This window comes from Nonlabens ulvanivorans, assembly GCF_032922765.1.
GTDB classification, from domain to species: Bacteria; Bacteroidota; Bacteroidia; order Flavobacteriales; family Flavobacteriaceae; genus Nonlabens; species Nonlabens ulvanivorans.
The window spans coordinates 949,509-961,977 of record NZ_CP136694.1; the positions used below are offsets into that span (position 1 = coordinate 949,509).

A 12,469-nucleotide genomic window follows, 5' to 3' on the forward strand; every position below is an offset into this window, starting at 1 on the left:
GATTCCTAGAAATCGATTTTTTTCTTTTTTTCTTTTTTGGCTTTTCTACCGCTATCGTCACCAGTACCTTTCAAATTCTTTTTCTGGCTTATTGTTTCATCATCTTTATGAAAATCAAAACGATAAGACATTCCTACATTTGCTTGAAATACTGAAGGTGTGTCTTTAAAATTAAAAGTAGCACTAGCGTCAACTTGCCAGTCTTTAGTGATTAAATAAGCTAATCCACCACGGCCTAAATCATCACTATAAAAGTCTGATTTAAATCCTTGATATTCTCCAAAAACAGCCCATCGTCCGTTAATACTATGTGTCATCGTTAGTATCCATTCATAAGAAGGATAGTCTGTGGTAATCCGATCTACAATAAAATTAGTCACAAATACCCATTGTCCCCAATTGTTTTGAGTTATTAATTCAAAGCGCGGTGAGAATGTTGGATCATTAGGCGGCGTTAATAAATTATTATCTGATAAATCAATATTTGCACCAGCATAGACAGATATCGCTGGTACAAAATCTCTCCAGTTCAATCTATTGTTTGCTTTCCAACTCATGATATTTACTTTTTTCTCTCCAAAGAATTTTAAAGGATCAAATACTAAATATTTTGCTCCTATTGTACTTCTAGAAAAATTAGAAAAGCTGCTCTCGATATTACCAAAACCTCTGTTATCCATTTGATTTACAGAAGCAAAGCTACCTATAAAAGAAAATTCTAGTCGTTCCATAAACGCACCATAACGTAGTTGCATACTTAATCCGGTATAATCTCTTTCATATCGTTGCAAATCATGTTGTTCTGTTCGATAGAATAGATTTCCCTCAATTTGAGCAACTCCTTTACCTACTGCAAATGCGCCTTGAGATAAACCAGGATTGTTAGTATTAATAGTTTCTGTGTATTGCGCCGTTGCCATCACACTTAATAGGCATAGGGATACAAATAATAGTTTTTGCGTAAAAGCAGTCATAAAATGATTCCTTAAAAGTTCAAATTTAAGATATATTAAAGAGTAATAATAAAATGACTTTTTAATTTTACTTAAAATTACTTCTATTGAAACTTCTTCAAGTCATACTTATTGTTTTAGTGATCTATGTATCTGTGCGATTAATACTTAAATATTATGGCGCTAGTATTATAAAGTGGTTAGGTAAAAAGGCAATGCAGCGCATGTCTCGCAGCTTTGAAAAACGCAGTGGCATGTCTACAGATGACTTATTTAATCAACAACAAGGCTCTAATACAAATCAGAAAAAAGTTAATAATCCTAAGGAAAAGAAAACCGTTGGTGAGTATGTGGACTTTGAGGAAATTGATTAATTTTCAACTTTCATCCACCTAGACGACTTCATGACTTTTAATTTTAAGAAATTAGTACCACATCTGGCTGTTCTAGCCGTATTTGTTATTGCTGCATTAGCTTATTTTAATCCAGTGTTAAGCGGTAAAAAACTATACCAAAATGATATTGTTCAATATAAAGGTAACGCCAGACAACTTATAGAGCATCGCGCTGCTACTGGTGAGGAATTGTATTGGACAGATTCCGTCTTTGGAGGAATGCCTACATATCAGTTAGGAGCAAGATATCCTTATGATTTTATAGATGGATTAGATCGTGCTTTAAGATTTTTACCTCGTCCGGCAGATTACCTATTTCTGTATTTCTTTTCTTTTTATATGCTCATGCTTGTCATGCGTGTGAATTGGAAGATAGGATTATTAGGTGCATTGGCCTTTGGCTTTTCAACTTATCTCATAATTATCTTAGGTGTAGGGCACAATGCCAAAGCTCATGCCATTGCTTATTTCCCACTTGTACTCAGTGGAATTATATTAGTCTTTCAGAAACGATATTTATTAGGGTTTATCGTGACTGCACTAGCTATGGCACTAGAACTACAGGCTAATCATCCACAGATGACTTACTATTTATTATTAGCTGTTTTGATTTTAGGTATCGCATATCTAATCGATGCAATTCGTAAAAATATGGTGCCACATTATTTTAAGTCTATAGGTATCATGGTGGCTGCTGTCCTATTAGCTTTAGGAACTAATGCTGGAAACCTTATGGCAACTAGCGAGTATTCAAAAGAAAGTACTCGTGGTAAATCTGATCTTTCCATCAATGCTCAAGGCGAAGAAGTAATTCCACAATCTGGTCTAGATTATGATTATATCACGCAATACAGCTATGGACTTAGCGAGAGCTTAAATTTATTAGTCCCTAGATTTGCTGGTGGTGGTAGTAGTGCAAGACCAGATGAGGATTCTAATACGGTAAAGTATCTCACAGATCAAGGTTTACCTAAAGCAGACGTGGTGCGTTTTGTAAACGACAATGTACCTTTATATTGGGGTGATCAAATAATTGTTGAAGCACCACCTTACTTAGGGATAGGTGTAGTATTTCTTGCAGTGCTAGGATTGTTTTTAATTAAGGGTAGATTAAGATGGTGGACTAGTTCTGTGATTATTCTTGCCTTGCTATTATCTTATGGTAAAAACGCAGATTGGATTACTAGTTTTTTCATTGACGTTGTACCGTTGTATAATAAATTCCGTGCCGTTACATCCATCCAAGTTTTAATTGAATTGTGCGTTCCCATATTGGCTGTAATAGGACTTTGGCAGTATTTCAATGAAAAACACACCGACGAGACAAAAGCAAAAGCCCTAAAATATGCTGGTATAATTGTCGGTGGTTTTCTATTAATTTTAATCACTTTAGGTGGTCAATTATTTGATTTTGCTAGTGCTATGGATCAGTATTATATGGATAGTGATCAATTAGGAATCGGTTTTGTAGATGCGTTACGAGATGATCGATTTGAAGTTATGCGAGCAGATGCATTACGATCTTTGTTAATTGTAGGTGTAATCGCTGGTGCTTTATTCTTATTGCTTCAAAAGAAACTATCAGAAAATCTAGTTTTAGTAATTGCTGGAGTCGTTATTCTATTTGACTTAGTGAGCTTTGATATGAACTATGTCAACAGTGATGATTATGTAACAGCAAGTGAATATGACAATGCACATCGCAAAACTCCTGCAGATGATATCGCTATGAAAGACGCACAAGCTGGTGACCATTATCGTGTTTACGACTTGTTGCTTAATCCGTTTAACTCAGGTAGAGCACCTTATTTTCATAAATCTATAGGTGGTTATCATGGAGCAAAGCCTAGACGTATTCAAGAATTATCTGAATTTTATCTTTTTGATGATAATGGAATAGCTCCTATAGGTCGTGAGAATATTGAAATTTTAAGTATGTTCAACGTGCGTTATGTCATCGATACAGAAGAAACAGGCTATGTTGCTAAAGAAAATCCTATGGCGATGGGTAATGCTTGGTTCGTCGATTCCTTAAAAACGGTATCTAGCGATAATGAAGAGATAACAGGACTTTCTGAACTTAATGGAAATCAACTTGCGGTTATACAGCAAGATCAAAAAGAATTACTGGATCTTACGACCACACATGCAGATTCTACAGCCAGCATACAATTAGTAGATTATGATACGCAACGATTGGTCTATAGAAGTAGTAATACTCAAGAAGCATTAGCTGTTTTTAGTGAGATGTTTTATCCTTATGGCTGGAAAGCAACTATTGATGGGTCGGAAACACCTATTGCTAGAGTTAATTATACCCTACGTGGTATTAAAGTACCTGCGGGATCACATGAAATTGTTATGAGTTTTGAGCCTCAGGTTGTTAAAACAGGAAGCAATATCATGCTAGGAAGTAATATTATGTTGTTGCTTATCATTTTAGGTGGGTTATTCTATACGTTTAAGAAAAATTCTTAAATGAAAAATCCTGTTCTTATTATAGCTTATTACTGGCCACCAGCTGGTGGTCCTGGTGTTCAACGTTGGTTAAAATTTGCTACATACCTAGGTCGACATAATTTTGATGTAACGGTAGTCGTACCGGATAATGCAGATTATCCAGTGGTTGATGAATCACTAATAGCAGAAGTACCTGATCATATTAGTATCATTAAAGTTCCTATTAATGAGCCTAGTCGTCTGGCGAGTTCGCTTTCGCGAAAGCGAACTAAAAATCTACAAAAAGGTATACTACCTAAGAATGCTGGACCTCTACAACGCGCAATGATATGGATGAGAGGTAATTTATTTGTGCCAGATGCTCGAGTAGGATGGAAGTCTAGAGTTCTTAAAGGGATACATCCTTACCTGTTAGCACATAAAAATCCAACAATTATTACGACTGGTCCTCCACATTCAATTCATTTAGTAGGATTAGAACTTAAGAAAAAATATACAGGTTTTAAATGGCTGGCAGACTTTAGGGATCCATGGACAACAATAGGCTATCATAAACATTTAAAAATAGGAGCGAGAGCTCAAAAAAAACATGAAAGATTAGAGCAAGAGGTTTTAGATAGTGCGGATATGATAATTGTTACCAGTCCACATACTGGAAGAGAATTTGCGTCTAAATCTAGTACACCTATCCAGGTAATTACTAATGGGTTTGATATAACAACAGCTTCAACGACACGTCAACCTGATGGTGCTTTTACACTATCACATGTAGGTACATTATTATCAGACCGTAATCCTTTAGTTTTATGGGAAGTTCTTGCAGATTTGTGTAATGATGATGCTAGTTTTAAGGCTGTTTTTCAATTGCAATTAGCTGGTAATGTAAGTGATGAGATTATAGATTCCATTAAGGAATATGGTCTAGGCACGAATTTAAAACAGTTAGGTTACCTTTCTCATCAAGAGGCTGTAGAGATCATGTTCAACTCACAATGTTTATTGTTAATTGAAATTGATAGCCATGATACTAAAGCGATTATACCAGGTAAGATTTTTGAGTATTTTGCCAGTGCAAGACCTATTATAGCGATAGGACCAAAAGATGCCGATATTGAAAACCTTATTCAACACACGCACTCTGGTCAATATTTTAATTATCTTGAAAAGCAAAATCTTAAAAATTATATTCTTGAAAAATATAAGTTATATAAGAATGGTAATAATGAAGGTCAATTGAATGATAACATTACCAGCTATAAAAGAGAAAACCTTACAAAGACACTAGCTAAAACGATCGCCTATACATGGGAATAGTTATTAAACAATCTGGATGGAATCTTGCTATTACTGCGGCTGGGTTTGTATTAGGTGCGCTTAATGTATTGCTACTAGCAACGACTTATCTAGATGATGAATATTATGGGTTATGGGGTTATATATTATCGACAGCTTTTTTATTATTTCCTTTAATGTCTTTTGGTATTCATAACACTATTGTGAAATTCTATTCTAGATATGATGATAAGAAAGAACGTGATTCTTTTTTAACCCAAATGTTATTATGGCCACTTATTGTTATTATTCCAGTATTTATCCTCATCTATATTTTTTACGATCCTATCCGATTGTATATCGCAAATCGCAATCAAATAACGAGTGATTATGTGTGGTCTATTGCTATCATAGCAGTTTTTCAAGCCTATTTTGAAATATTTTATGCTTGGACTAAGGTTCACATGAAAACCATAGGCGGGAATTTTTTAAAGGAAGTCTTTTATCGGTTTGGTGCTACTATAATGTTAATATTACTAGCACTGGACAGTATTACGCAGGTACAATTTATATATAGTCTCGTTTTAATATATGGATTAAGGGCTTTTATAATGAAAATGGTTGCTTTGAAAACATACACACCGCAATGGCAGTTGGGTACAATTAAAGCTAGTAAGGATTTAGTTAATTATTCATTATTAATGATTGTCGCAGGTTCTGTAGGTACAGCACTGCTAGATCTAGATAAATTTATGATTAATGATTATCTTATAATAGATAATATATCCTGGTACAATGTCGCTGTTTTTATCGCTACTGTAATTGCTGTCCCTGCGCGTGGTATGGCTCAAATTATGCATCCTTTAACGGCTGGCCACTTTAATCGAGGTGAGATGGTAGAGGTAGAGCATCTTTACAAGCGCAGCTCACTTAACCTAAGTATTATAGCTGGATTTTTAGTAATTATTATTGTGTGTAATGTTAATGAATTTTACGAGTTGATGCGCCCGGAATATCGCGTGGGAATACCAGTAGTAATGTTGATTGCTGTTGTTAAATTTTCAGAAAGTCTTTTAGGTAGCAATAATGCCATACTATATAATTCTGATTTATATCGTGTGACTTTATGGTTAGGTTTATTGCTAGCGGTTTTGGCTATAGTACTTAATATGTGGTTGATCCCACTTTATGGGTTGATGGGAGCAGCTATTTCGACATGCATAGCTTATGTTTCCTACGCTTTCGCGAAAGCGTTATATGTATATCATAAATTAAATATACATCCTTGGACTGCTAGAACTAGCCATTCGATTTTATTAATCTTAATATTTATCGGGATATTTTATTTCTGGGATTTTAATTGGCATCCTGTGGCTAATATATTTTTAAAGAGCGTTCTACTTACCATATCTTATATTTTAATTGTCAGGAAACTAAAATTATCTGATGAAATAAATGGATTGCTTACCAAATATCTACCATAAAAAAAGCCAACTCAGTTAAGAATCGGCTTTTAGGGCTTATTTAATACAATCTATTTTAACTTCTTCCAGATCTTCTAGTTGAAGTCGAGCGTGAATTCGTTGTTGCCGTTTTACGGCTGTTAGAATTAATAGCTCTTGTATTTGTTCTCGCTGAACTGTTTCTAGAAGTAGCGTTACTAGACCTTGAACTTCTTGAAGAACTAGATACGTTGTTGGTGCTTCTGCTAGTTCTAGTAGACGTGCTAACTGCAGGTGTTGCTCTTCTACTTGTTCTAGGATTAGAGATTGCAGGTGTCGATCTACTAGCACGATTAGAAATTGCTGGTGTGCTCGTTCTATTACTGCGAGTTGTTGTTGCGGTAGACGCTCTTCTCGATGTTCTATCTGTAGTAGCTGTCTGCGGTGCTCTAGCAGTTGTGTTAGTTGCTCTTGAGCCACTATTAGTTCTGTTTGAAGCAACACTATTATCGCTACGTCTAGTGGATCTAGCTTGAGAACTACGACTATTACTAGTTAAACGATTATCACTTCTGGTAATAGTTCTACGTCCTCTAGTAATTGCCTCACGATCTCTTCTAGCGTTTGTAGTAGCTATCGCACGACCATTGTTATCTCTACGACCTCTTTCAAAACTACGATAGGTTACTCTATCATTAGGTCTATAAAATGTGCGTCTTACATTAACTCTTGTAAAACGACCGTTATAATAGTTAGGTCTATTCCAGTTTGTACGGTGATAGCTCCATCCATATCTATAAGGATTATAGTATAGACGATAAGGATTATTCCATACGATACAATTGTTAACTAATGGAATACCGTAGTATCCATGCCAAGGTTGATATACATAATGTCTGTTAAAATTATTGATGTATCCACTTGTTCTTAAAATAATTCCAGGTCTATTGTAATAAACACGTAGGTTTCCAACACGGTTTACATAACCGTTGTGGTAATTTATAAATACGTCTCCAGCTTGAATAATGCGACCATAACTATCGTAATAGATAGGAGTGTTTTCTATTTGAATAACAGCTCCATATGTGTCATATTGTACATAAGCATCATAGTCATATCCTGTATTAAATGATATACTTACGTTAGGAGTATTGATAACGGCTCCAAATTGAGGACCATCATTAAGATAATTAAAGTCAAATTGACCATCAGGAAAAACTGCAAATTCAATTCCACCTTCATTGAATATAAAACTGTTATCATATCCTTGATAACGATCATCTTCAATTGTGGTTGCATAGCTTATCCCGATTCCCATCAAGAATACTAATAGTAGGGTAGATAGCTTTTTCATAATTACTGGGTATTATAAGTAGACTTCAATGTCGTACTTGATTATGTAATTACAATCAGCGTGCCAAAAACCGAAATCGTTATAGTTACTCCTTTAAATATGAAGTAATAATTATAAATAAAAAAGGTCACTATTTCTAGTGACCTTACTTAATTAGGGGATATTAGGGTTCTATTATTTTAAAATTGAGATAAGGCATCGATTAATTCTGATTTACGATTTCTACTTAATGGTAACACTTCACTTCCCAATTCAACTGCTTTAGAATTAAACTTTTCTATTTTACGTAAATTAACAATGTATGACTTATGAATACGTAAGAACTCATCTGAGGGAAGTTCGTTTTCAAAACTTTTCATTGTAGATAAAACAACTAGGCTATCATCTTCGGTTATTAGTTTTACATAATCACCTAACGCTTGAATATATTTTAATTCTTTAAGGTAGACTTTACGTTTCTTGAGATTACTTTTAACAAAAATAAATTCTCCACGATCTTCAATCATTTCTGTACGTAACTTGTGCGCAAGTAATGCTCTTTCTACAGCATAAAGAAAACGATCTTTCTTAATAGGCTTTTGTAAATAATCTATCGCGGCATAGTCAAAAGCTTTAAAAGCATATTTTGTCTGACCGGTTACAAAAATAACGCCTGGTTTCTCTGTAATATCATCTAATAAATCAAAACCAGTAAGGATAGGCATCTCTACATCTAAGAAGATAAGATCTACTTTTTGATCCTTAATAGCCGCTTTAGTTTCAATAGCATTACTAAATTCACCAATTAGTTTTAAATTAGGATGATTCTCAATCATCTTCACTATAGCAAGGCGTTGAATACTTGAGTCATCAACTACATAACAGTTTAAAATAGTGTTGTTCATCGTTTAAGTGTTATATTAACGTGACAATGTTAACACTTTAACTGATGTAATGCAAATAAATCTGTTGTTTAAACGATTTTATTTTGTTTTTCATCGAATTTATATGCAAATATGTTGTGCTGAATTATTTTATCTCTATGGTTTAAAAGTGTTGCGAGAACAAAAGAAAAGGAGTATTTTTGCAACCGTTTTAAACAATATATTATGAATCAATACGAAACTGTTTTCATTTTGAATCCCGTTTTATCTGATGATCAGGTAAAGGAAGCAGTAAAGAAGTTTGAAAATTTCCTTACTACACGTGGTGCAAAAATGGTAGCCAAAGAAGATTGGGGCTTGAAAAAACTAGCTTACACAATCGAAAACAAGAAGAGTGGTTTTTACACACTTTTCCAATTTGAAGTACCAGGTGAGGTAATCAACGACTTTGAAGTTGAATTCCGTCGTGATGAACGTGTAATGCGTTATCTTACTGTAAAACTTGATAAGTATGCTATCGAGTGGGCTGGTAAAAGAAGAGATAGAATGTCTAACAAAGCTAAAGCGTAACCGATGGCAACTTTACAACAACAAGCTAAAGGAAAAAAAGATGGTGACATCCGTTACTTATCTCCTTTAAAAATTGAAACTCAACAAAGAAAAAAATACTGTCGTTTTAAGCGTAGCGGTATTAAATACATAGACTATAAAGATCCTGATTTCTTAATGGGCTTTGTTAATGAACAAGGTAAATTGTTACCACGTCGTTTAACAGGTACTTCATTAAAATATCAACGTAAAGTGGCTGTAGCTGTTAAGCGTGCGCGTCACATCGCTATCATGCCTTACGTAGGTGATTTATTAAAATAAAACCAGATTAACGATATGGAACTTATATTAAAGAAAGACGTAGAACATTTAGGTTTTACTGACGATGTAGTAACTGTTAAGCCTGGATATGGTCGTAACTTCTTAATTCCTAACGGTATGGCTATTATGGCTACACCAGGTGCTAAGAAACAACTAGCTGAAACTATCAAGCAACGTGCTCATAAAGAAGCAAACAATATTAAACTTGCTCAAGAGCAGTCTGATAAGTTAAACGGTCTTGATGTTAAAATCGCTGCCAAAACTGGTGACGGTGACAAGCTTTTTGGATCTGTAACTACACAAGATCTTGCAGATGCACTTGCTAAGCAAGGTGTTGAATTAGATAAGAAATTTATTACTGTAGCTGGTGGAAACATCAAGCGTCTAGGTCAATATGAAGCAACTTTACGTTTCCACAGAGAGGTAACAACTGCTTTTAGTTTTGACGTAGTTGGTGCTAAGAACTAGTCATTTCAATTTAGAATAATAACTAAGCCGTTCCTTTACTGGAGCGGCTTTTTTACATCATATTATGAAGTATAGAAGGTTAACAAAAGAACAATTAGAAGAATTACATCCAGAATTCATCAATTTTCTAGCGACACAAACCATCACAGCTGGAGAATGGGATGAAATAAAAAATAACAAACCAGAAGTTGCAGAGCAAGAACTCGATGTCTTCTCTGATTTGGTATGGGAAGGAGTACTTACTAAAGCTCAGTATTTGGAACATATCTCACCTCAAACCATGAATTTATTTCATTTACAAGAAAAAGAAATTTCTTTAATATCTGTAATGGTAGGTGATGAGTTGATCGATATAACTACCAAGGAAGGTTATGCCTGGTTACAAAAGAATTTGATGGACGACACTGTAAAGTTATTCACAGCAGTAAAAAAATATAGTGATGATCCTAACGGCGATAAATTTAAGTTGATTGAACAAGGAGCGGTAATCACAAAAGGTGATCTTTTCAACTACTTTGATGATTTAATGGAACTAGGAAAAGAAAAAAACGGATTCTAGAATAAATTTAATTGTCCTCTATTTAAAGCTCCTTCAATTTGTAGGAGCTTTTTCTTTACAGTTAATCCACCTGCATAACCTTTTAATTCACCATTAGACGCAATCACTCGATGGCATGGTATGAGTATAGATAAGGCATTTGCACCATTTGCACTAGCTACTGCTCTAATAGCTTTTTCATGGTTTAGCTTTCGCGAAAGCGTTAAATATGAAATTGTGTGCCCATATGGAATTTTCATTAACTCATTCCAGACTGTTTGTTGAAATGCGCTTCCGGTTAATAGTAGAGGAATTTCAAATTGTTTACGTTTTTTACAAAAGTATTCTTGTAGTTGCTCGATAACCTTTTGATGAAGTGGATGATCTTCAAAAATATAAGAAGCATCTAAATACTTGGTAATTCGGTGGTCAATAGCGACGCGTTGTTTGCGATATTGCCAGTCTAATAAGCAAAGTTGATGATCATAAACACCTATTAATACATTACCTAGATGAGATTGGTAAGGCTTTATAAATATTTTATTCATGTCTTAAAGCCTCAATAGGATCTAATCGAGCAGCTTTAATTGCAGGGATAACACCAGAGAAAATGGCTATAATAATAGAAATAATTGTGGCCCAAATCACTGGCGTCCATGGCATCATAAATTCAACTTCCAGATAATTTGAAACGGCATATCCTATGAGGATACCAAATAATATACCCAAAATACTTCCATACTGACTGATGAGCATGGTTTCTATAAAAAATTGCCACGATATGGTAGAACGCTTTGCACCCAAAGCTTTTCGTACACCTATTTCTCGGGTACGTTCTGTAACGGATACAAGCATGATATTCATCAACGCTATAGAGCTTCCAAAGATTGTAATGATACTAATAATAAATCCTGCCGCATAAAGGGCTACTTTTATCTCATTTGCGGCACCTAGTAATTGATCACTTTGAATCACACCAAAGTTGTTCTCCTCTACTGGTGCAAGACCTCTAATATTACGGAAAAGGACAACAGCACGATCTTTAGCTCCTTCCATAAATTGATCATCTTTAACTTTCACACTTAAATCATAATTGATATTAGGACTAGTGTATATACTACGTGCAACATCTATGGGAATTAATACTCTCAAATCTATATTGTTTCCAAACGTGGAACCTTTTTCCTCAAGTAAACCTACAACGGTAAACTTATTACCTCTTATACTTAAAACCTGTCCTATAGGATTAAGACCTTGAAAGAGTTCATCTTCCATATCACTTCCTATAACACAAACACGGGCATTATTCTTTATGTCAAAACTTGAAAATCCACGACCTTCATTAATTGTTAATCCCGCATTCTCAACATAGTTTGCATTAACACCAGAGATGATAACCTTAGGTTTTGTTTTGCGATCTTCACTTTTAACTTCGGCTTGTGACGTGGCCTGAAAAGATACTCCTACTTGAGAAAATGGGTAGTCCCATTGATTTTCAAAATCTTTCACCTCGCGGTAACTAATGATTGGATTTACTTTTACACGTTCACCACCACCACGACGCTGCATGGTGAAGGGATAGCGTTGCATGCTAAAGGTATTAGCACCTATACCAGAAAAGCCACCACCGATAGTGCTTTCTAAAGCACGTACCGAGCTTAAAATACCAACTAGTGCCGTAATTCCTATAGCTATAATTATAACTGTAAGAGCAGTTCTCAAGAATTGTCCCTTAATACTTTGCTGTGCAATATTGATATTTTGCCTTAATAATCCTGCCATACGTTGTTAGACTCATTTTTCTACACAATGTTACAAGTTCTAGAAAGTAAATCCCATTACTTTAAAATATAA

The 12,469-nt window shown here is 34.7% G+C and carries 13 protein-coding genes; 8 read left to right on the forward strand and 5 right to left on the reverse strand.

From position 1 onward, the window contains the following. Positions 1 to 5: 5 nt before the first annotated feature. Positions 6 to 974: a transporter gene (locus R1T42_RS04325; RefSeq protein ID WP_317291440.1), complete on the reverse strand. Its 969-nt coding sequence runs from the start codon at positions 972 to 974 to the stop codon at positions 6 to 8. 86 nt (positions 975 to 1,060) lie between these two features. Between R1T42_RS04325 and R1T42_RS04330 the strand changes: the two genes are divergently transcribed. The 4 genes from R1T42_RS04330 to R1T42_RS04345 are packed head-to-tail and all read left to right on the forward strand — an operon-like array spanning position 1,061 to position 6,564. After that, positions 1,061 to 1,327, forward strand: a complete 267-nt coding sequence (locus tag R1T42_RS04330) for a DUF4834 family protein (protein WP_036579276.1) — start codon at positions 1,061 to 1,063, stop codon at positions 1,325 to 1,327. A 30-nt stretch (positions 1,328 to 1,357) separates the two neighbouring features. Beyond that, positions 1,358 to 3,826, forward strand: a complete 2,469-nt coding sequence (locus R1T42_RS04335; RefSeq protein ID WP_317291441.1) for a YfhO family protein — start codon at positions 1,358 to 1,360, stop codon at positions 3,824 to 3,826. Then, a complete protein-coding gene (locus R1T42_RS04340) occupies positions 3,827 to 5,122 on the forward strand; it encodes a glycosyltransferase family protein (RefSeq protein ID WP_317291442.1) in 1,296 nt (431 codons plus the stop codon). After that, entirely contained in the window at positions 5,113 to 6,564 is a 1,452-nt protein-coding gene (locus R1T42_RS04345; protein WP_317291443.1) for an oligosaccharide flippase family protein, read from the forward strand. Before R1T42_RS04340 ends, R1T42_RS04345 begins: the two co-directional genes overlap by 10 nt. Positions 6,565 to 6,619: 55 nt before the next feature. Here R1T42_RS04345 and R1T42_RS04350 read toward each other — a convergent pair whose 3' ends face one another. Together R1T42_RS04350 and R1T42_RS04355 are read right to left on the reverse strand one after the other, a co-directional pair. Next, complete coding sequence (locus R1T42_RS04350; RefSeq protein ID WP_317291444.1) at positions 6,620 to 7,876, reverse strand: hypothetical protein; 1,257 nt, start codon at positions 7,874 to 7,876, stop codon at positions 6,620 to 6,622. A 179-nt stretch (positions 7,877 to 8,055) separates the two neighbouring features. After that, the gene (locus R1T42_RS04355; protein ID WP_036579265.1) at positions 8,056 to 8,760 is read right to left on the reverse strand and encodes a LytR/AlgR family response regulator transcription factor; all 705 of its coding nucleotides are present in this window, start codon (positions 8,758 to 8,760) and stop codon (positions 8,056 to 8,058) included. A gap of 204 nt (positions 8,761 to 8,964) precedes the next feature. Here R1T42_RS04355 and rpsF point away from each other — a divergent pair, with 204 nt between their 5' ends. The 4 genes from rpsF to R1T42_RS04375 all read left to right on the forward strand — a co-directional run bounded on the left by rpsF (position 8,965) and on the right by R1T42_RS04375 (position 10,636). Next, positions 8,965 to 9,309, forward strand: coding sequence for a 30S ribosomal protein S6 (gene rpsF, locus R1T42_RS04360; protein WP_036579261.1), 345 nt, complete (start codon positions 8,965 to 8,967; stop codon positions 9,307 to 9,309). 3 nt (positions 9,310 to 9,312) lie between these two features. After that, positions 9,313 to 9,609 (forward strand): 30S ribosomal protein S18, encoded by a 297-nt coding sequence (gene rpsR, locus R1T42_RS04365; protein ID WP_036579259.1) that lies wholly within the window; start codon positions 9,313 to 9,315, stop codon positions 9,607 to 9,609. Positions 9,610 to 9,624: 15 nt separating this feature from the next. Then, the gene (rplI, locus tag R1T42_RS04370; protein WP_036579256.1) at positions 9,625 to 10,077 is read left to right on the forward strand and encodes a 50S ribosomal protein L9; all 453 of its coding nucleotides are present in this window, start codon (positions 9,625 to 9,627) and stop codon (positions 10,075 to 10,077) included. 64 nt (positions 10,078 to 10,141) lie between these two features. Beyond that, entirely contained in the window at positions 10,142 to 10,636 is a 495-nt protein-coding gene (locus R1T42_RS04375; RefSeq protein WP_036579254.1) for a DUF6495 family protein, read from the forward strand. On the opposite strand, the gene R1T42_RS04380 is transcribed toward R1T42_RS04375, so the two are convergent. Continuing rightward, complete coding sequence (locus R1T42_RS04380; protein ID WP_317291445.1) at positions 10,633 to 11,163, reverse strand: methylated-DNA--[protein]-cysteine S-methyltransferase; 531 nt, start codon at positions 11,161 to 11,163, stop codon at positions 10,633 to 10,635. The genes R1T42_RS04375 and R1T42_RS04380 overlap by 4 nt on opposite strands. Further along, the gene (locus R1T42_RS04385; protein ID WP_042272409.1) at positions 11,156 to 12,397 is read right to left on the reverse strand and encodes an ABC transporter permease; all 1,242 of its coding nucleotides are present in this window, start codon (positions 12,395 to 12,397) and stop codon (positions 11,156 to 11,158) included. The genes R1T42_RS04380 and R1T42_RS04385 overlap by 8 nt, the downstream gene beginning before the upstream one ends. Positions 12,398 to 12,469 lie beyond the last annotated feature (72 nt).